The sequence below is a fragment of the Paenibacillus sp. FSL R5-0887 genome (genome assembly GCF_038002305.1).
GTDB lineage: Bacteria > Bacillota > Bacilli > Paenibacillales > Paenibacillaceae > Paenibacillus_AQ > Paenibacillus_AQ odorifer.
In genome coordinates this window covers 251676-271394 of the sequence record NZ_JBBOCE010000002.1, presented here as the reverse complement: position 1 = coordinate 271394, position 19719 = coordinate 251676, and the positions used below count along the sequence as shown (strand labels likewise).

Annotated in this window: 19 protein-coding genes; 14 read left to right on the top strand and 5 right to left on the bottom strand. The window is 43.1% G+C overall.

Going from position 1 to position 19719, the window contains the following annotated elements; translation table 11 throughout:
- The first annotated feature begins 8 nt into the window (after positions 1-8).
- Positions 9-968 (top strand): glycoside hydrolase family 43 protein, encoded by a 960-nt coding sequence (locus MKY14_RS19205; RefSeq protein WP_076184723.1) that lies wholly within the window; start codon positions 9-11, stop codon positions 966-968.
- Between the two features lie 334 nt (positions 969-1302).
- Here the strand turns inward: MKY14_RS19205 and MKY14_RS19200 are convergent, their stop codons facing one another.
- Positions 1303-2115: an ABC transporter permease subunit gene (locus MKY14_RS19200; RefSeq protein ID WP_076126276.1), complete on the bottom strand. Its 813-nt coding sequence runs from the start codon at positions 2113-2115 to the stop codon at positions 1303-1305.
- On the bottom strand, positions 2115-2999 hold the full coding sequence (locus MKY14_RS19195) for an ABC transporter ATP-binding protein (RefSeq protein ID WP_339191141.1): 885 nt from the start codon (positions 2997-2999) through the stop codon (positions 2115-2117). The genes MKY14_RS19200 and MKY14_RS19195 overlap by 1 nt, the downstream gene beginning before the upstream one ends.
- A gap of 165 nt (positions 3000-3164) precedes the next feature.
- Between MKY14_RS19195 and MKY14_RS19190 the strand changes: the two genes are divergently transcribed.
- Positions 3165-3758 carry a TetR/AcrR family transcriptional regulator gene (locus tag MKY14_RS19190; RefSeq protein WP_076126280.1) on the top strand — a complete coding sequence of 198 codons (594 nt, stop codon included), beginning with the start codon at positions 3165-3167 and terminating at the stop codon, positions 3756-3758.
- 37 nt (positions 3759-3795) lie between these two features.
- On the opposite strand, the gene MKY14_RS19185 is transcribed toward MKY14_RS19190, so the two are convergent.
- Positions 3796-5292, bottom strand: coding sequence for an amidase (locus tag MKY14_RS19185; RefSeq protein WP_340977121.1), 1497 nt, complete (start codon positions 5290-5292; stop codon positions 3796-3798).
- 148 nt (positions 5293-5440) lie between these two features.
- Between MKY14_RS19185 and MKY14_RS19180 the strand changes: the two genes are divergently transcribed.
- Complete coding sequence (locus tag MKY14_RS19180; RefSeq protein ID WP_076126284.1) at positions 5441-5908, top strand: MarR family winged helix-turn-helix transcriptional regulator; 468 nt, start codon at positions 5441-5443, stop codon at positions 5906-5908.
- Between the two features lie 74 nt (positions 5909-5982).
- Here MKY14_RS19180 and MKY14_RS19175 read toward each other — a convergent pair whose 3' ends face one another.
- Positions 5983-7614 (bottom strand): MDR family MFS transporter, encoded by a 1632-nt coding sequence (locus MKY14_RS19175; RefSeq protein ID WP_340978038.1) that lies wholly within the window; start codon positions 7612-7614, stop codon positions 5983-5985.
- 217 nt (positions 7615-7831) lie between these two features.
- Between MKY14_RS19175 and MKY14_RS19170 the strand changes: the two genes are divergently transcribed.
- The 5 genes from MKY14_RS19170 (at position 7832) to MKY14_RS19150 (ending at position 12764) form a co-directional block, all read left to right on the top strand.
- Positions 7832-8353 (top strand): MarR family winged helix-turn-helix transcriptional regulator, encoded by a 522-nt coding sequence (locus tag MKY14_RS19170; protein ID WP_076134039.1) that lies wholly within the window; start codon positions 7832-7834, stop codon positions 8351-8353.
- Positions 8354-8422: 69 nt separating this feature from the next.
- Entirely contained in the window at positions 8423-9169 is a 747-nt protein-coding gene (locus tag MKY14_RS19165) for a metallophosphoesterase family protein (RefSeq protein ID WP_305953954.1), read from the top strand.
- A gap of 80 nt (positions 9170-9249) precedes the next feature.
- On the top strand, positions 9250-10287 hold the full coding sequence (locus tag MKY14_RS19160) for a helix-turn-helix domain-containing protein (RefSeq protein WP_076126290.1): 1038 nt from the start codon (positions 9250-9252) through the stop codon (positions 10285-10287).
- Positions 10288-10290: 3 nt separating this feature from the next.
- Positions 10291-11553, top strand: coding sequence for an FAD-dependent oxidoreductase (locus MKY14_RS19155; protein ID WP_076184718.1), 1263 nt, complete (start codon positions 10291-10293; stop codon positions 11551-11553).
- Between the two features lie 293 nt (positions 11554-11846).
- On the top strand, positions 11847-12764 hold the full coding sequence (locus MKY14_RS19150) for a DUF5692 family protein (protein WP_076126294.1): 918 nt from the start codon (positions 11847-11849) through the stop codon (positions 12762-12764).
- An 84-nt stretch (positions 12765-12848) separates the two neighbouring features.
- On the opposite strand, the gene MKY14_RS19145 is transcribed toward MKY14_RS19150, so the two are convergent.
- Positions 12849-13709 carry a CPBP family intramembrane glutamic endopeptidase gene (locus tag MKY14_RS19145; protein ID WP_076308690.1) on the bottom strand — a complete coding sequence of 287 codons (861 nt, stop codon included), beginning with the start codon at positions 13707-13709 and terminating at the stop codon, positions 12849-12851.
- A gap of 520 nt (positions 13710-14229) precedes the next feature.
- Here MKY14_RS19145 and alaS point away from each other — a divergent pair.
- The 6 genes from alaS to mltG all read left to right on the top strand — a co-directional run bounded on the left by alaS (position 14230) and on the right by mltG (position 19714).
- Positions 14230-16863, top strand: a complete 2634-nt coding sequence (gene alaS, locus MKY14_RS19140) for an alanine--tRNA ligase (protein WP_340978037.1) — start codon at positions 14230-14232, stop codon at positions 16861-16863.
- 314 nt (positions 16864-17177) lie between these two features.
- Positions 17178-17453, top strand: coding sequence for an IreB family regulatory phosphoprotein (locus tag MKY14_RS19135; RefSeq protein WP_036675601.1), 276 nt, complete (start codon positions 17178-17180; stop codon positions 17451-17453).
- The gene (ruvX, locus tag MKY14_RS19130; RefSeq protein ID WP_036675598.1) at positions 17450-17869 is read left to right on the top strand and encodes a Holliday junction resolvase RuvX; all 420 of its coding nucleotides are present in this window, start codon (positions 17450-17452) and stop codon (positions 17867-17869) included. The genes MKY14_RS19135 and ruvX overlap by 4 nt, the downstream gene beginning before the upstream one ends.
- Positions 17870-17882: 13 nt before the next feature.
- Positions 17883-18191 carry a DUF1292 domain-containing protein gene (locus MKY14_RS19125; protein ID WP_038569507.1) on the top strand — a complete coding sequence of 103 codons (309 nt, stop codon included), beginning with the start codon at positions 17883-17885 and terminating at the stop codon, positions 18189-18191.
- Complete coding sequence (locus tag MKY14_RS19120; RefSeq protein ID WP_076104918.1) at positions 18184-18492, top strand: DUF1292 domain-containing protein; 309 nt, start codon at positions 18184-18186, stop codon at positions 18490-18492. The genes MKY14_RS19125 and MKY14_RS19120 overlap by 8 nt, the downstream gene beginning before the upstream one ends.
- 172 nt (positions 18493-18664) lie before the next feature.
- Positions 18665-19714 (top strand): endolytic transglycosylase MltG, encoded by a 1050-nt coding sequence (mltG, locus tag MKY14_RS19115; protein ID WP_256721812.1) that lies wholly within the window; start codon positions 18665-18667, stop codon positions 19712-19714.
- Positions 19715-19719: the final 5 nt, after the last annotated feature.

Here is a 19719-nt window from a genome sequence, read left to right as displayed (position 1 = left end):
TTGTCATTGTGAGAGAATTTAATGTGAAAAATCCACTAGTTGAGCAACGAGCAGATCCTTGGATCTATAAACATACTGACGGGTACTACTATTTCATAGCTTCAGTTCCAGAGTTCGATAGAATTGAGCTTCGCCGTTCTGAATCCATTCAAGGATTAGCTGAGGCTGAAGGGAAGACCATTTGGGTTAAGCATGAAACGGGCTTGATGAGTGCTAATATCTGGGCGCCAGAGATTCATTATATTGATGGGAAATGGTACGTGTATTATGCAGCTGCACATACCTCTGATACGAAAGATGGTTTATTTGATCATCGCATGTTTGCACTAGAAAACTCATCCGCAAATCCTTTAGAGGGTGAATGGGTCGAAAAGGGTCAAATAAAAACAAAATGGGAATCTTTTGCCTTGGATGCAACAACTTTTGAGCATAAAGGAGTTAGATATTACGTTTGGGCACAAAAAGATCCTGCTATCCCTGGCAATTCAAATATTTATATTTCCGAAATGGAGAACCCTTGGACACTAAAAGGCGAGCAGGTGTGCATCACCACTCCTGAATACGATTGGGAAAAAATCGGATTTTTGGTGAATGAAGGCGCGGCAATCCTTAAGCGTAATGGACGCATTTTCATGACTTTCTCAGCTAGTGCAACAGATCACAACTATTGTATGGGATTGTTGACTGCTGATGAGAATAGTGATTTGATGGATCCAAAATCATGGGTCAAGACACCTGAACCTGTGTTTACGACTTCTGAGGAAAACGGCCAATATGGTCCGGGACATAATAGCTTCACTGTCTCTGAGGATGGCACACAGGATATCCTTGTTTTCCATGCTAGAAGCTATAAGGAAATTGTCGGTGATCCGCTTTACGATCCGAATCGTCACGCACGTGTGCAAGTAATCCAGTGGAATGAAGACGGAACGCCAAACTTTGGTGTACCTAGACCGGATACGAAATAAAAAGGGATTGGTCGCATAAAACAACAGAGCAATGATTCTCCCAGAGGTGGAGAAACACTGCTCTGTTGTTTTTTATAAGAGTCATAGTTATAACCCTCCTGAGGCTTAAGGACTCAGCTGACGCTATTTGCAAATTTTTGGACATTTGAGGAAGGTTGCGGACCCCAGTGCAGCTATTCCTTTAGAAAAGGTTCATTTTTGCTGTTCTTCAAGCCAATAACGACTTTAGGGTCCGTTAGGTACACAAATTTGTGATAAAGTTGCATTTAAGGTCAACGGTGTCCGATAGTTGCTTTGGGAATGCGTAAAAGCGAGTTTATCAAATGAGGTACTCTTATAATGGAAGATCCCGTCTTCTGAACAGCTCTACTCCCAAGGAAAAGGTGAACACTCCGATCAACAGCAGCCAACTGGAGACCTGAATAATCTCCACGTTGCCCTGAACGATTTCCCCGGGTTGATAGAAGGAGAATAAGGTTAGGAAACGCAGTCCTTCCAGTTTGTCGCTTATTTTACCGAGTAGATCCAGAGTGAAAAATCCGAAGGCGATGGCGCCGGAAATTCCGAGCGCTTTTTTCTCGTCATTACATACAGAGGACACGAGAAAGGTAAGGCCGCCTACCGCAAAAAATAATAAAAACGCCACGGTATTCAGCTGAGCGAAGCGACCACTGTTAAAGTCATATTCACTGCCAAGGAACCATGCTTTACCTAATAATCCGGCGAGGGTGGTTACACCCATAATTAAGAGTAATGCTGTAGTGAGAACAAGTGCCTGCGTGGTAGCGACTTTTCTCCGTGTAGTTGGGGCTATGAGCAGATAAGCCATGGCGCCGCGATCCACGAGTCGAGCCATAAGCTGCGTTGACATTTGCACACAAACTATGGAAAGAATCAGAACTAGTATAAGTCCATAATATTCTCCGGAGATAAAAGCTTCAGCACTGGTAAATCCGCTGTTTAATCCAAAGGCTTTACCCACACCCTCTGGCATCGCCTTAATAAGGTCATCAATTGCTTGTGTGCTCCCCGCAATCCCAGGATAAAGCCAGATCATAAACAGAATATAGAAGGCAGAACCAAAGGCGTAATTCAATATTCCTTTCAGGTTCACTCGCATCATTTCCTTATAGAGCGGAAGATTCATTACACTACCCCCTCGCGGTCATAATAGTCCATGAAGATGTCCTCCAGATTTTGCGTGAATACGTCGATGCTGCGGATATTGTATTTTCCAGTTTCCCGGATGAATCGGTCATAATTGCCCTGCACAGCTATGCGGACCTTATTTCCCTCATGAGCTTCCACTTGTAGGCCGGAGGCGGCAAAATCCACTGCATCTTCACTATTCGCAAAAATGACCTCAAACAGCTTCCGTTGCATCGATTGCAGTTCATGAATATTTTTTACGGTGATAATCCGTCCGTCTTTGATAATTGCGGCGCGGTCACAGGTGCGTTCAATTTCTTGAAAGCTGTGTGAGGACATGAGAAAGGTGGTTCCGGCTGATTTTTCCTCCAGTACCAGATCAATAAATACCTTTTGCATGAGCGGGTCGAGACCCGAGGTAGGTTCATCCAGAATAATAACGTCAGGACTGTGCATAAAAGCAGCGACGATTCCGACCTTTTGCTTCATTCCCTTTGACATTTTTCGGATCGGAGTGGTGGCATCAAATTGCAAACGTTCAATCAGCTGCTCGCGTTTGGTAGTATTTTTGATTCCCTGCATGGCTGAGATAAATTTAAGGAAAGAAAGACCCGTCATCCCATCAAAAAAGTTGATTTCACCGGGTAAGTAGCCGATATGCTTCTGGACTGTCCCTTGTGCCTTCCATACATCAAGCCCATGGATACTCGCATGCCCTTGATCTGGTTTCATAAAACCCATGATATGCCGTATGGTCGTCGATTTACCCGCACCGTTAGGACCCAGAAATCCAAAAACCTCGCCTTTATTTACGGTAAATGTTACATCTTCGATTCCTTTGCCATTCGAAAATCGTTTAGTTAAGCCTTCTACTACCAGCATGCTGCCACCCCCGCCGCAAAATAATGAACTATTATGAATCAGATATTTCATATGTTATATTATTCCTAGTGGTTAATGAAGTCAATATAATTATGAAATAATTGAAATGGAATATTTCATTAAATTTGAATATGCATACTTAATAACGAAGTTAGGGTGGAAGCTATGAATGGATTTGAGAAGAGAGCAGCACAGATTAAACTCAAAATTATGAAAACTACCATGGAGATGCTCAAGAACTGGGAACCGAAACGTCTACGGATCGCTGATATTGCGAAAGAAGCAGGGGTCTCTCAGGTGACGATTTATAATTATTTTGGCAGTAAGGAAGCGCTGCTTAGTGAGTCTTTTAAAGACTTTGTTCAGAAGGAAATTCAGGAATTTGAAGATTACATTTATCAAGAGCATTCTCTAAAGGAGATTATTGGTTACATTCTAACCATGGAGAGGGAAACTTACAGCGGTTTATCTCCCGCAACTGTGAAGGAGCTTATGGTTGAGGATCAAGAAATGTTCCATTATATTGAGGAACGATATGCGAATGACATTTTGCCGGTGCTGGTGAAGATGGTCGAGGATGGGAAAGCGCGGGGAGAAATCTCAAATAAAGTATCCACCAAAGGGATACTTTCACTAATGGGGATGTATATGCGTAATGCAGGTGAACTTCTAGACGAAGCTAGCAAACAGGAAGATATGGATGCCTTCATCGAGGAAGCCATCCATATTTTCTTCTATGGCATTTGCGGGAAAGAGTAAGGGGAGCTTGAGCTGCGAGAGCATCACCCTTAATTGATCAGGTGAACAGCGGATTTCCAGTCATGCCGACCCAAAGAGCGGATTGTTCAAGCTGGGCAGCAAGCTGAAGCAATAAATCTTCACGGCCTTTGTTCGCTATGACTTGAACGCCTAGCGGCAGGCCATTTGCTGACTTATGGACGGGCACACTCATTGCAGGCTGGCCTGTCAGATTTGCGAGCTGGGTGAACGGTGTATAGGTTAGGCTTGGCTCAAACATCTCGTAAATTAAGCGGCTCTGTTCTTCTTTTGGCAATTCGTTTACGTGCAGCAGCTTTGCTATCTCTGCAGGTTTATGCGTTAATTCACCAATTTTGGGAGCAGAGTTTGCATTCGTAGGTGTTATATATAAGTCGTAATGATTAAACAGTTCCGCCATTTGGGCGGCTGCAACGTCCCATTCATCCAGACTATGTACGAATTCGGCCGCTGAAACATTTTTTCCGGTCTCACCAAGGACCCACGTAATGATATCGACATCGTAAGCAGTTATGGAACGTCCCATATTTCTCTCCAGGGAGACGAACATCGCTGCTACCTCTCCGGCATTCATCGTATAGTAGTTCTCCATCAGTCTTGTGCCATTCACAGGACTTTCTGTTTCTTCAACCGCATGTCCTTCAGCTTCGAGCCATTTCACGGATTTGAGAACAGCATTTACGGCCTCTTCAGAGACAGGCGTACCTACTGGGGAAGCAGTCGTAAATCCAATTCGTAGTTTACGTTGCGTAGGCTTAAACAGATCATCCAGATATACGCCCGGGTATAACGGAGTCTGGAAGGCGGCTTCCGGCTGCACAACCTGCAGCAGATCTAACATAGCAGCGCTATCGCGAACGGACCGGGTTAAGGCAAAATCAATAGAAGCCCCTTGCCATTGACGGCCGACTCCGGGTCCTACTGGTGTGCGCCCGCGCGTGGGTTTAAGTCCGAATAGGCCTGTGAATGAGGCGGGAATACGGATGGAGCCACCACCATCACTGGCTCCCGCTACTGGAACGATACCAGAAGCTACAGCCGCCGCGGCTCCGCCACTTGAACCTCCAGTAGAATATTCGAGATTCCAAGGATTACGAGCAGGGCCGTGGAGGACATTCTCTGTAATGTTTTTTAAGCCGAACTCGGGTGTATTCGTATGGCCAAGTGGAATAAAGCCGGCTTTCCTAATTCGTGCAACATAATTTGAATCCCACCGTGCGACATTGTTCTTCATCAGCATAGCCCCACAAGTGATGGGCTCGCCAGCGATAGATTGGGAAATATCTTTTAATAGAAACGGAACGCCAGCAAACGGCCGAGTGTTATCCTGAACAGGCATCTCGTCGGCTTCTCTAAGAGCAGCTTCACGACGGGTGCGCACCACCGCATTTATGACCGGATTGACCTCATCTAACCGAGCAAAGGCGGCTTCGACCAGCTCACGAGGTGAAATTTCACGTGCTTTGACAAGTGAAGCAAGTCCTAGAGCGTCATAGGTAGAGTAAGAAAAGGACAAATTAGATACCCACTTTCAATTTAGGATGATTATTATATTATACATCCCATTAGTTATTTTTTGAAAATGGGTAATCTGACATCTATCAATTCTTTTTTACGTCATATTAGGCTATACTTAGTGTTAAATGATTTTATGGGGTGTACTGATGAACGAAGAGAAATATCAGAATGTGGATGGATTAATGGAGGCTTTCCAACAATTCGCTAGAATGAATTGGCGTAAAACCACGATTTGGGGCTTGAAGCCAAGTGAGGTCCGGATGTTGGTTTCTTTAAAGCTTGGTAAAGAACGGGAAGGGAAGAAGGGACAGACGGTTTCGGAAATTAGCAAGTTTCTGAAAGTCACCTCTCCTACGGTTACCCAAATGCTCAATAGTCTGATTGCACAAGGATATGTGGTGCGTACTTCTGATGCACAGGATCGCCGAGTTAGCGAGATCACGCTTACGGAAAAAGGGGAGCATCTGGCTGAGATGGCTGTAACGAAATCCCGGAATACCTTTAAAGGTATGATTGATTACATGGGCAAAGAACAGACGGATACGTTAATGGAGCTGTTAAACGGAGTCTATGTTTACTTCGAAGAATTGAACGATCAACCAAACGAATCCTAGCCCTTCTTATAAAAAAAGAGATGCCGCACAGCCTAAGCTGTTTACGGACATCTCTAATGTAAGGTTATTTGTGATTAATGTGCAGCAGGCACAGATTTTTCGAGTTTTTTACTCCCGTTTTTATCCTCTGCGTGTGTCTCCATTTTTTTCTCTCCACTACGTAATGGAATCTCTTTAAGGAACAGAACGAGCAGTGCTGCGATAACTAACAGCGCCGTACCACTTAAGAACACAACTGTCAGGGAATCGCTTAGTGCGTTCCGCAGCATCTCAATCAATTGATTGAAGAGCGGCTGGATTTGCTCTGGCAGTGTTGCATGCAATTCTTTAAGCTTAGGCTGATCTAGCAGCATTTGAGGATTCATAAAGGCAGAAAGCTGTTTAGCGGATTCAGGATCAAGTTTGGATAAATTCGGACCTTTGCCAGAAGACACCGCTGCCTCTAATTTTTTCGTTAATGAGGAGTTCATAATGGTACCCATGATGGCAATACCTATGGTTCCACCTAAATTACGGAATAAAGTATTTGTAGCAGTAGCAACACCTAGCATTGAAGGCGCTACAGCATTTTGTACGGTTAGAGTAAATACAGGCATTGATAGTCCTAACCCAACCCCGAAGATAATCATGCTGACTACAGCCGTAGCAATGTTACTCATAAAGGCCATTAATATCATGGCTACAACCATGAATGGCATTCCCATTAGAGCATAACGTTTATATTTTCCTGTTTTGGAGATCCATCTTCCCACTAAAGTACTTAGTACAATCATAGTAAGTGACATTGGCATATTGATGAAACCAGATTTAGTTGGGGAGACGCCCTCTACCCCTTGCACGAAGAAAGGCAGGTAGATCATTGCGCCCATCATACCGGCATTCATCAGGAAGCCGACAATCATTGAGATGGATACGATGGAATTTTTAAATAAGGATAATGGCAATACTGGGCTTTTAGCTTTACGTTCAATCAGAATCAGGATAATCAGACCCAGAATGGAAGCCCCAAACAAGCCGAGAATCTCCGGAGAACCCCAGTCATATTTTGTTCCTGCCCATGAAAAGCCGAGCAAGAGCGCAACAATGGTCAGGGAAAGGAAAATGGAGCCTAAGTAGTCGATGGACTCAGATGTAGAACGCGTGGTTTTAGGGAACATTTTCAAAATCATAAAGAAGGCCACGATCCCGAAAGGTAAGAAGATCCAGAAGATCCATTTCCAAGCCATGTGATCTACCATGAATCCACCAAGGGTAGGACCAATTACACTGGAGAAACCAAATATCGCCATCATAATTCCAGTCCACTTGGCTCTCTCTCTTGGAGCGAACAAATCACCTACAGCGGTTACGGTAGCCGACATTAGAATCCCGCCGCCTAGACCTTGAATCCCGCGATAAGTGATCATTTGAAAAATGTTGGTCGACAATCCGGATAGGAAAGCACCTATAATAAAAATGACAATCCCTGATAACAGGAAGGGCTTTCTTCCGTAAATATCGGATAACTTACCGACAAGTACGGTAGCAATGGTTGAGGTGAGCATATAGATGGTAATTACCCAGGTATAATGTTCAATACCTCCAAGCATCGCAATAATTCGGGGCATTGCTGTGCCCACAATCGTCTGGTTGATTGCTGCGAAAAACATAGCCGCCATTAAAGCAATCATAATTGTAACTTTCTTTTTCTGAGTGAGATGCTCCAGAGCAGTTCCTCTCCTTTAACTTCTATATATTGTAGTTTGGGAATTCATGTCGTAATAATTAGGTAGCCAAACTATCATTTATGTATAATACACAAATTCATCAATTAGCACAACAGGTTAATTATTAAATTTTAATTTAAAGAGAATTTGAATTTGACTTGATTTTTTGGGAATAGGTAAGTAATCTAATTAGATTGAGGTATATTGGAGGTGCCCTATGGATACCCATGACAATCAAGAGCAGAAGCTGATCATAGCCCTTGAAAATATAAAGCGTCTGACTGCTCGCCCCTACTCGATTGATGTAGTATCGTATAGAGAGTTTGTTATGATGTACGTCATTCACACTGTTATGAAGCAAAAGAAAGCGGCTGAAGGTGACAAACAGCACCGGGGAGTTATGATTTCTAAATTAAGTGACCTGCTCCAGATAAGTAGACCTACTGCCACGCAAATGGCAAATACGTTGGAGGAAAAAGGTTACGTAGTGCGTACAACATCCGATACAGATCGTCGGGTCGTATATATCTGTCTGAGTGAGCTTGGAGAGCAGATTTATAGCAGGCAGATGGCATCCTATTCCGGCATTTTGAGTGAAATCACACAAAAGGTCGGTAAGGAAGAGATCGACCAGCTGATCTTTTTGTGCGATCGTTTTCAAGAAGCGGTGCATGAGGTCAGAAGCCGTCATTTTTTTCCACAGTCGGATGAGGAGCCATTAGTTATAGATTCAGTATAGAAAGCCCAACATCAAAAGATATTCCTGCAGACCTGCGGGAACATCTTTTTTTGCATCTTAGAGCAAGGAGTGATTATCATCAGAATATTAGCAATTAGTGACATTCACGGAAGTTATGTAGAATTCAATGCCCTATTATCAAAAGTGAATTATCGCCCGGCGGAGGATAAGCTTATTTTAATGGGAGATTATGTGGATAGAGGTCTGGACAGTAAAGGAATTGTGGAGCAAGTGATGACTCTGCAGCAAGAATGTGGAGCGATAGTTCTCAAAGGAAATCACGATAAAATGGCTTGCGATGCGCTCACCAGCGAAGATGATAAATTGGATACCCATTGGCTAACTAACGGCGGATTTCATACACTGATGAGTTATTGCGAGGCGGGCTACGAAGGTTTGCAGAAGGATTTTGGCTGGAAGGATTATATGCAGCTAAAAGAAAAAATTAGGCGGGACTATAGACATCATATAGACTTTCTGAGCACATTGCCGCTTTATCATGAGACGGAAGAACATATTTTTGTTCATGCAGGCATTAATCCATTAATAGAGGATTGGAAGCAGCAAGACCCTTATGATTTTATCTGGATTAGAGAACCCTTTTATAAGAATCCGGTAGTTAGCACTAACAAAACGGTTGTTTTCGGTCATACTTCGACGATGGATCTGCATGATTCAGAAGAAATCTGGTTTAGTCCACTGGGAGATAAAATTGGCATAGATGGCGGCTGTGCATATGGCCAACGACTAAATTGCTTGGAGATTTCCGCAGGGAAATACATAACGCATTTTGTTCGGAATGGTGAGACGCTTTGAGCGTTCTCCCATTTTTTTTAGAATAGTAATGAATTAAACGTTAACTATGTATAAAATAAAGATAGGAGGGGTGCAAATAGGTGAATGCGAACAACAAATATCATATCCTCATGCAAGGGGCCATCAGCAAGAATGTGAGCGAAACCTGTAAGGAGTTTGGCATTTCCCGGACGATCTATTATAAGTGGTCTAAAGCTTATCAACAACATGGAATGGATGGACTTGGGGAGAAGAAAAGAAAGCCGGTAATGCCTAATAAAGTAGATAAGAGAACGGAAAGATTGATCTTGGAGTACGTCGCCAGATTTCCTGAGGATGGGCCTAAACGCATCTTTTATGAACTGCAAGATGAAGGTATGCAAATCGGGGAATCGGGTATTTATAATGTACTACGTCGAAACGGACTAAATAAACGAATAGAACGTGAAGCTTACGCCAATCAAATCAAAGCAAAGAAGAGGAACGGCGCACAATCCACTCACACTAAAGGATTTAAAGAGAAACGGAAAATACTAGATTATAAGATGAAGAATCCGATAAATGCTCATCCCGGGTATATGTGTCAGCAGAGTATTAGCTATTTGGGAGTTTTCCCGAGGGTCGGAAAGGTATATCAATATGTAATTTATGATGCCTACTCCAGACTAGGTCTAGTTAAGCTATACAATCGGAAATCTACCATTCATTTTATAGATTTTATGCATCTGAAAGTTCTCCCATTGATGAAGACATTAGATTTTCATATCGATAATCTGGTTACGAACAAAAGCCGTGAATTCATTACGAACTGGGACAGAGGAAAACATAAATATAGTGAATTTTTACATAAGAACAATATTAATCAAGTCGCTATAACGGTAGACCAAACAGAGATATTTCAGCCCTTGCAGCAATTTGCGGCGGTGTTGACCAAAGAATTCTACCAGCAGGCTTGGGTAGATGATACGATAGATTCTTTTGAAATTTTAGAAAAGCGCTTACATGAATACTTGAGAACCTACAACTTCAACAGGCAAATTACAGACGGACCTAATCAAGGTAAAATACCATCGGATGTCGCACTTGCCTATACGGGACAACGAGAAACTTTGCCATTATGGTTATTTACAAGGAGATAACGGATGATGACAAACACGAAGAATAAAGACCGAATTGGAATCATCGGTGCAGGGATTTCTGGGGTTACGGCTGCTTATGAATTAGCGAAAAAAGGATATACCAACATTACCCTCATGGAGAAGTCGGATAGAGTAGGAGGAAAGTGTCATTCTATTGAGTACAAAGGAAAAAGTTATGAAATGGGGACGCTAATCGGCCTGCCTACCTATAAACATACGATGGATTTTATGAGAGATTTTGATCTTATGGATAGGGGACCATTGTTAGAACGTGGATTTTTTGATAATAATGGGAGAAAAACTTCACAAATTCCCATGGAGCAGATAGAGGCGTTTACACAAGAATTCAAACGATTGCCGGATATTCTAAAACGCTATGAGTCTCTCCAAGAACCGGGTTTTCTCCACTTACCGCCAGATTTATGTCAGCCATTTTCGCAGTGGTGTGTAGAGAATAAGCTGTCTGTCCTTGAGCAGGTCTACATGCATTATTTTAATACTTTTGGATTCGGTGGTATCCATAATGTGCCCGCTGCATATGTGCTGAAATTTCTAAGCTATGATAATCTGTTGTCGTTTATTGAAATTACTCATATGATAACCTGGCCTAAGGGTGTTACTGAGCTGATTAGACGAATGGCCGACCAAGTAAACGATCTACGCCTGACTTGTGAAGTGCTTTTTATGGAGCAAGAACAAGATGGGCAGGTTCGAGTAGAGACGAGTCAGGACATCTTTTATTTTGACAAGGTCATTTATACAGCAGCTTTAGAGCAAATGGGCGATACAGTTAGCCTGTCAAGTGAGGACAAAACTTTATTAGCGAATATAACCTATGAATGGTTTAGGGTATATGCGTATAGAGTGAAGGGGTTGCCGGAGCTTTCTGGCTATATCCCCCGGAATATGTACCCTGAACGTAAAGGGCATATGATGGCATGGTACTATCGGTGGGCAGATATGGGAACTACGGATCTAGTTACGGTTTATGTAGCAGAGAATGAAGCTATGACTGATCTGGAAATGCGAGAGACGGTAGAAAATAAACTTCGCGAGCTGGGCGGAGAGAGCATTCGACTATATATGATGAAGCGTTGGAGGCATTTCCCACATGTGGATTCTAATGCGCTACATGAGGGATTTTATGAACGGGTTGATCAGATGCAGGGGAAAAACAATATCTATTTAGCTGGAGAAATCATGAACTTCCCTACACTTGAGAATTGTATTATATACGCGAAACACTTGGTTGAACGATTCTTTTGAATAACATTAAAGAGGAACCTTGTCCACAAAGAAATTTGTCGACAAGGTTTTTTACATTCAAGTTAGGTTTGCAGTATATAGTTCTATAGACATGTATTCTAATAGATTTCTCAGAAGAAAGGTAGAAAGTTTGGCGAATTCTAGTGCTAGGGTTGTGTAAACTCAACTTGAAATGAAACTAAAAAAACACTGATAAATCAACGTTTTAAGCGATTTGATCGTTTAAAGAGGGATGGGCTATATTGGACCTGAGACACAGATTACATACACCAACCTATAAGGAGGAGTAAAACATGTTTTTATTCGAATCGATTCCCTGGTACTCTGCGTTAATGTGGTTAGTAGTACTAGCAGGATTAATGTTTGTAAATGAAATCGCACGGAAGAGCAAGTGGTTCTCAATCATTCTGTTTATAGTTGTCCCTATTGTTCTTACCATAGCGGTTTGGCCAAATACGGCAGGAGAAGGCTCCAGTACTGGAACATGGTTTCACTGGGTAAAAGTATATTCTGCTTTGGCAGGATGTATAGGGTTTATGGCTATCCGTTATGTTAAAGGATGGGACAAAAATAAATATATATTAATGTTCCCGGCTATTATCCTTGCAGTTAACATTCTTGAAGCAGTTATTCGTGATTTCCAAGTGTACAGCTTGCAAGGTATGGTGGATGGCGTAATGATGGTAGGTGGTCCTTGGAACATTATGAACGGGATCGCAGGTATTCTGAACATTATTACGATTTCTGGTTGGATGGGTATTGTGATCAGTAAAGATAAGAGTAAAGATATGTTGTGGCCTGACCAGCTTTGGTTCTGGATCATTGCTTATGACATTTGGAACTTTGCCTATGTATATAATGCAGTTTCTGACCATTCCTTCTATGCAGGTGCAGCATTGTTGATCTCTTGTACCATCCCGGCGTTCTTCTTTAAAAAAGGGGCATGGCTGCAGCATCGTGCACAGACTTTGGCGATTTGGATGATGTTTACGATGTCGTTCCCGGCGTTTGTTGGCGAGTCAAAGTTCTCTGTACAATCCTCTCATAGTGAAACCGCTCTGTGGATAGTAAGTGCATTATCTTTAGCTGCTAATATTGCAGTGTTTGGTTATCATTTCTATAAAATCATCAAGCATAAACGCAATCCGCTTAAAGATGAAGTTTATACGGATTTAGCTGCTTATAAAGCTATTGCAGAGGGTGCGAATTAATAGAGACATTATAGTAATAGTGATAGAAGTTCCTCCTGCTTAAAGGGGGGAACTTCTTTTTGTGAATAATTAAAGTTCTAATTATCAGAGCCCCATATCCGCCCGTTGCTGCGCACGAAATGTTTTCCTTTTTATACAAAGCAAAAGACAAGTCAGTAATAAGACACATAATAAAGTTGCCGTATATGTGAAATTGCTGTTCCAAAACGCTATCTGAATATTCATTAATGAGTGAACGCCGATCACGAAAAATAAATTTCGGGTTAAGATATAGAGTAGAGCGAATATAATTCCTAGAATTAGAAGCATGATAAAATCATAAACAAACTCCATTCCAACTAATCCTGAGTAAATCCGGTTTGGGATATGTATGGCGGCAAAGATCGATTGTGAAATCAGCATTGCAGAGATCATCCGTGTAGTTTTGTTGTTGATTTTTTTTAAGTATAGATAGATTTGAACGAGCAGGAAGCCGCGAAATAAGATTTCTTCCAATAAAGCATTTCCCAAGACTTGACCTAGAATTTCACCGAAAACTAAATTTGAATGGCTGAAGATAGCATTGTTAAGTGTTAGCTCTGAGTGATTCAGGTGTACCATACACAAATCTACTATATTTATAGCGAGCCAAAACAGAAAGGTACCCAGCAGTCCGGCTCTTAATTTTTCTATTTTTAACCCAAAATCCCGGGGCGAAACTTTAGCTATCAGAATCAAAAAAATAATTACTTCTAAGAGAAGCCCAACTAGATTGGCGGCTAACGTTTCATTGATCCAGTGGTTTGTGTTTTTGGCAATAAAACTTAAATATCCATGCTCAAAAAGGATGAGATTAACCGCAAGAGTAAAGATAATATGAATAAAAATGAGGCTCGCTATAAAAAGGTAGTGTGTAGGCTTTGCTTCAAAAATCGATGATAGATTGAACTCCTTGGAGTGAAGCATCGACGGCAGTCCTCCTGATACAAAATATTCCAAATTAACCTTAGATTTCACTATATCCTTTTTGAGTCCAAGTTTACTGTTACAAAAATCATGTGTTATTCTTCACATTCGCCCATCCCCAGATTGACAGAAGCAAGGGCACTGGCTATACTTGAAATGTTAAAATGCAAATCGGACAAATCGTTGATGAAAATGAAGTACACCGGAGGATGGCTTGAACAGAGAAAAGGTTCCTTTACGAAACGTTTCGTAATGGCTGTGAGAACCTTGAAGACAGGCCGGTGGAAAGCTAATTTCGGAGTGTGAGATCAATGCTCACCGGGGGCACCCGTTATCAGCCGCGACAAGGCGATCGTCTGCAATTGTCCCATTAGTGGGGTCAAGGCGATAACCAGGGTGGTACCGCGATATTAATCGTCCCTGAATTATTCAGGGGCGTTTTTTTGTTTTTATTTTTTAGGTATTTTGTAATTTCCGGTGTAAATGCCGAAGTAAAAAGATGAGACGGGAGCTGTAAATGATGAAAGCAAGTGAAATTCGTTCCAAATGGCTTAAGTTTTTTGAAAGTAAAGGTCACAAGATTGAACCAAGTGCGTCCCTCGTTCCTCACAACGATCCTTCGCTTCTGTGGATCAATGCGGGTATGGCACCTTTGAAAGTGTACTTCGATGGCCGGGAGGTTCCAGAAAATCCGCGCCTGACTAACTCACAAAAATGTATTCGTACCAATGATATCGAGAATGTGGGTAAGACACGCCGTCACCATACATTTTTCGAGATGCTGGGTAACTTCTCCATCGGCGATTATTTCAAAGAAGAAGCTATCACATGGGCTTGGGAGTTCCTAACCGGCAAAGAGTGGATCGGCTTTGACCCGGAACGTATTTCCGTAACGGTGTACGCAGAGGATGAAGAGGCATTTAAGCTGTGGAATGAAAAGGTTGGCCTGCCTGCTGAACGCATCATTAAGCTGGGCGACGATAATTTCTGGGATATTGGCGAAGGCCCATGCGGTCCTTGCTCGGAAATCTTTTATGACCGTGGTGAAGCTTACGGCAGTGATATGAGCGATCCGGAAATGTATCCAGGTGGAGAAAATGAACGCTGGTTAGAAGTATGGAACCTGGTGTTCTCACAATTCAACCATAACAAGGATGGCAGCTATACGCCGCTTCCGAATAAAAACATTGATACAGGGGCTGGCTTGGAGCGTTTTGCATCCATTCTACAGGATGTAGATTCCAACTTCGACACTGATTTATTCCAACCTATTATTCAAAAGACAGCACAGCTCGCGGGTGTAACTTATAAAGATAACGTTGAGCAGGATATCGCGCTTAAAGTAATCGCTGACCATGTGCGTACCGTTACTTTTGCAGTAGGGGATGGAGTACTTCCTTCTAATGAAGGACGCGGTTATATTATCCGCCGTTTGCTTCGCCGTGCTGTTCGGTACGGAAAGACCTTGGGTCTGGATCGTCCATTCCTGTATGAGCTGACTGAAACCGTTGGCGAAATTATGGGTGTCTACTATCCATCCGTTGTGGACAACCGCGAATATATCGCAAAGATTATTCGTACTGAAGAAGAACGTTTCCACGAAACATTGTCTGACGGATTGGCTATTTTGGGTGAGATCAGTGCTAAAGCAAAAGCAGAGGGTCTCAGCAATATTGCTGGAGCCGATGCATTTAAGTTATATGATACTTATGGGTTCCCATTTGACCTGACCGAAGATTTCGCAGCGGAGCAAGGTTTAACTGTAGACCGAGAAGGTTTTGATGCGGCTATGCAGGAGCAACGTGACCGCGCGAGAGCTGCACGTCATGATGGCGGCAGCATGAAGATCCAGGGAGGCGCACTAGCAGACCTGACGGTTAAAAGTGAATTTGTTGGATATAATGACTCGGTAACAGAGTCGAAAATCCTGGCTATTGTTGTGGGTGATGAATTGGTAGATGTCGCCGGTGAAGGCGCAGAATGCCAAGTTATTCTTGATACAACACCGTTCTATGCTGAGAGCGGCGGACAAGTAAGTGACACGGGTGTGCTTACTGGGGGTTCAGTTACAGCTAAGGTAAAAGGACTCTTTAAAGCTCCACACGGCCAACACGTACATTTGGTAACTGTGGAAGCGGGAGAATTGAAAGTGGGCGAATCCGTTCGCGCGGAAGTGGATCGTGCGGACCGTGAAGATATCGTGAAGAACCACACAGCTACCCATTTATTGCACAAAGCGCTTAAAGAAGTTCTTGGCGGGCATGTTAATCAAGCGGGATCTTTAGTGGAAGGTGCTCGTTTGCGGTTTGACTTCTCCCATTTTGGAGCGATTACTCCAGAAGAATTGAGCGATATCGAACATCGCGTAAATGCACAAATCTGGCGCGGTCTAGATGTAGTGATTGAGAACAAGCCGATTGATGAAGCTAAAGCAATGGGAGCAATGGCACTCTTTGGTGAAAAATACGGTAATATCGTCCGTGTCGTTCAAGTGGGTGATTACAGCCTTGAGCTTTGCGGTGGTTGTCATGTATCCAACACGTCGCAAATCGGAATTTTCAAGCTGCTTAGCGAAAGTGGCATTGGTTCCGGAGTGCGCCGCATCGAAGCGGTTACCGGACGTTACGCTTACCAGTTCACTGAAAGTCAGCTAGATTTGCTCAAACAATCAGCAGGCCTTCTTAAGTCTTCTCTGAATGACGTTCCGAAACGGATCGAAGCGCTGCATAACCAGGTGCGTGAGCTTTCGCGTGAGAATGAGTCTTTGCAATCCAAGCTGAGTGCTACTTTTGCTGCTGAACTTACAAGCAGTGTGAAGACAGTTGGCGCAGGTACGCAGCTCCTGGCTGTTGCTGTTCAAGCAGGCAATATGGATGCTTTGCGTTCCACAGCGGATGAATTGAAATCCAAGCTTCCGGATGCAGTGCTTGTATTAGGTGCAGCGATGGATGATAAGGTAAACTTTGTAGTATCTGTACCGCAAGACCTGGTGAAGAAAGGTTTCCACGCTGGTAAACTCGTTAAAGAAATTGCAGCGGTTTGCGGCGGTGGTGGCGGTGGGCGTCCAGATATGGCGCAAGCCGGTGGTAAAGATGCTTCTAAGCTAAACGAAGCATTGGCAAAGGCTGAAGAATTGGTAGCTTCCTTAGCCTAAGTTAAAATTACGAAACCATTTCTCTAACTAAACGTATTACGAGAAAACATAGCGGTACTGAGAGTTTGATATCAGTACCGCTACTCTTTATTAGCAGGATGTTAGATATTCATGAATAATTGTGCTTGACAATAGCTTAAAAGCCAAAAATATCATAATTTTTGTAGAGAAAATGCCAAAAAAAGCGTTAATAACGGGCAGGATTTCCTCGTTGGGGCATGAATATGTTATGATAAAGGAAGCAAGCGAGCTGCACAGTAGCAACTTTGCGAAGCCGTCCCAAAAGGCGATTTTGCAGAAGGAAGGTGTCACAAATGGACTCCATGGACAAAACGGTCAAATTCAATGTGAAGGGCGACGAAAAGGAAGCTTCTCCCCAGGAAATATTGCTAGCAGTATACGATGCACTGGTGGAGAAAGAGTATCATCCGATCAATCAGATCGTAGGGTATCTTCTTTCCGGAGATCCGGCTTACATTCCGCGCCATAACAATGCGAGAAGTTTGGTCCGGAGAAAAGAACGTGATGAGCTGATTGAAGAGCTGGTTAGATTCTATCTCGTCAATCACAGGGTGGACAATCCGAAATGAAGAAGAAGTTAGGTTTAGATTACGGCGACCGTAGAATCGGTGTAGCCACAAGTGATGTTTTTGGCTGGACGGCACAAGCTCTTGAAACGATTGAGCGCCGAGGTACGGGTAATGAGTTCGAACGCATTCGTGAACTTGTTGCAGAGCACGAAATTGGAGAGATTGTAGTTGGTCTACCGAAGAATATGAACGGCTCAGTAGGACCCCGGGGCGAAATCTGTATAGAGTTCGCTGATAAGCTACGGGAAGAGTTAGAAATGCCCGTACACCTTTGGGATGAGCGTCTGACGACGGTATCCGCAGAGCGGGTGCTGATTGAAGGGGACGTCAGCCGGAAGAAACGCAAGGGGATTGTGGATAAAATGGCTGCAGCCCTGATTTTGCAAAATTTTTTGGATGCTAACAGTAAAAGGTGAGGGGTGCGAGGATATGACAAACGAACAGATTGGCCAAGAGGAAGAACCGGAAATTATCTATATTCCCGATGAGGAAGGTAATGAAGAGGAATTCGAGGTCATTATGAAGTTTGAGGTTGATGGCTCGGACGCTAAGTATATGATGGTGGTTCCGCTAGACTCCGAGGACGAGGAAACCGATGAGGTATACGCGTTCCGTTATGTGGAAGAAGGCGACGATCTTCAATTGTTCATGATCGATAATGACGAGGAGTGGGCGATTGTCGAAGAGACTTTCAACACACTGGTCGACGAGTTGGACGGAGGATCGGAGAATGACTGAGATATCCGCTGATCAAGCGGTATGGACTTCACGGCTTAAAGAAGCCTACGGAGAAACTGTAGAACTGGAAGATGAGCAAGGCAAATCTTCCATTTACGATATTATCGCCGAATTTGAAGTCGGTGATCGCGGATATGCAGTGCTGAAAGGCTCTGGCAAAGACGTGGAGTATGAAATCCTGCGTATCGTTGTCTCTTCTGACGGACTTCCGGAATTAGAGAGCATTATGGACGATGAAGAGTGGGAAGACATCTCTGAGCTATACGATGAGATGACTTTTCCAGCAGATGGCGCTGAATAAAACTTAAACATGTACGTTACATTTATGATGGGCACGGAAGAGGGCGGAGAATTCCGCGCTCTTTTTGCTTGAAATGCGAGCAATATCCTATATACATCAATCTAAGGAAATATATATTGAATTTTAGGCAATACACTTTTATACTTTATAGTCGGAAAGTGAGGAACCAGACTTGAAATCCGCAATCCGTACTGTGTTAATCATTATTCTTTTGCTGGTAGCAGCAGGAGGTGGGGGCGCATGGTACATTTGGAACGGGATGCAGCCGGTAGAGCCTGCAGGTCCTGCTGTAACATTTACGATAGAGAAGGGCATGGGAAGTGCGGAGATTGCTGATCTGCTTGAGCAAAATGGCATTATCCGTAAGAGTCTTTTTTTTAAGGGATACTTGAAATGGACTAAAGAAGGCTCTAGCTTCAAAGCAGGTACTTATATCGCTAAGCCCGGTGACAGCTATGATGAACTCATTGCAAGATTAAATGCAGGTGATGTAGTTAAGGAAGAAACTGTGGTCTTTACTATCCCCGAAGGATATACTGCTGAGCAGATCGCTAAGAAGCTCGCTGAAGCCTGGAATCAGGATGCGGCTGCTTTTCTTGAAATTATGGATACTGGTGCAGGTTTGAAGGGGATTGATATTCTGGGTATCCCGCAGGATAAGAATCTACGCCACCGTCTTGAAGGATATTTATTCCCCGAAACCTATGAACTGGCCAAAGATAGCACGCCCCAGGAAGTTGTAGAAGCGCTTTTGGATCAGTTCCAGAAGAAGCTCGATACGATTCCTAACTGGCAGCAAAAGCTAGAAACGCGTGGATTGTCTCTGCATGAACTGTTGACCGTAGCTTCGCTGGTTGAGCGGGAAGTTGTGGTGGATAGTGAACGTCCGCTTGTGGCTGGTGTTATTTATAACCGCCTAAAGAAAGAGCAGAAGCTGGAGATCGACGCTACCGTTCAATATTTACTCAATAAGCAGAAGGAAAGACTTTTGTATAAAGATCTGGAAGTTGATAGTCCATATAATACGTATAAGAATATTGGACTTCCTCCGGGACCTATTAGTAATCCGGGGCTGGAGTCCATTCAAGCGGCACTCGAACCAGAAGCTTCTGAATATTACTTCTATGTGACCAAAAAAGATGGTACACAGGGCCATTTATTTGCTAAGACCTACAAGGAACATTTAGCCAATATCGAAAAAAGTAAGCAAGAATCGAAATAAACTAT

What these genes read in the sequence shown, in the direction of transcription:
- MKY14_RS19200 (WP_076126276.1), bottom strand. Translation starts at nt 2,115, where the DNA reads ATGAATCTTCCGCTCTATAAGGAAATGATGCGAGTGAACCTGAAAGGA.
- MKY14_RS19195 (WP_339191141.1), bottom strand. Translation starts at nt 2,999, where the DNA reads ATGCTGGTAGTAGAAGGCTTAACTAAACGATTTTCGAATGGCAAAGGA.
- MKY14_RS19190 (WP_076126280.1), top strand. Translation starts at nt 3,165, where the DNA reads ATGAATGGATTTGAGAAGAGAGCAGCACAGATTAAACTCAAAATTATG.
- MKY14_RS19180 (WP_076126284.1), top strand. Translation starts at nt 5,441, where the DNA reads ATGAACGAAGAGAAATATCAGAATGTGGATGGATTAATGGAGGCTTTC.
- MKY14_RS19170 (WP_076134039.1), top strand. Translation starts at nt 7,832, where the DNA reads ATGGATACCCATGACAATCAAGAGCAGAAGCTGATCATAGCCCTTGAA.
- MKY14_RS19155 (WP_076184718.1), top strand. Translation starts at nt 10,291, where the DNA reads ATGATGACAAACACGAAGAATAAAGACCGAATTGGAATCATCGGTGCA.
- MKY14_RS19150 (WP_076126294.1), top strand. Translation starts at nt 11,847, where the DNA reads ATGTTTTTATTCGAATCGATTCCCTGGTACTCTGCGTTAATGTGGTTA.
- MKY14_RS19145 (WP_076308690.1), bottom strand. Translation starts at nt 13,709, where the DNA reads ATGCTTCACTCCAAGGAGTTCAATCTATCATCGATTTTTGAAGCAAAG.
- alaS (WP_340978037.1), top strand. Translation starts at nt 14,230, where the DNA reads ATGAAAGCAAGTGAAATTCGTTCCAAATGGCTTAAGTTTTTTGAAAGT.
- MKY14_RS19135 (WP_036675601.1), top strand. Translation starts at nt 17,178, where the DNA reads ATGGACTCCATGGACAAAACGGTCAAATTCAATGTGAAGGGCGACGAA.
- ruvX (WP_036675598.1), top strand. Translation starts at nt 17,450, where the DNA reads ATGAAGAAGAAGTTAGGTTTAGATTACGGCGACCGTAGAATCGGTGTA.
- MKY14_RS19125 (WP_038569507.1), top strand. Translation starts at nt 17,883, where the DNA reads ATGACAAACGAACAGATTGGCCAAGAGGAAGAACCGGAAATTATCTAT.
- MKY14_RS19120 (WP_076104918.1), top strand. Translation starts at nt 18,184, where the DNA reads ATGACTGAGATATCCGCTGATCAAGCGGTATGGACTTCACGGCTTAAA.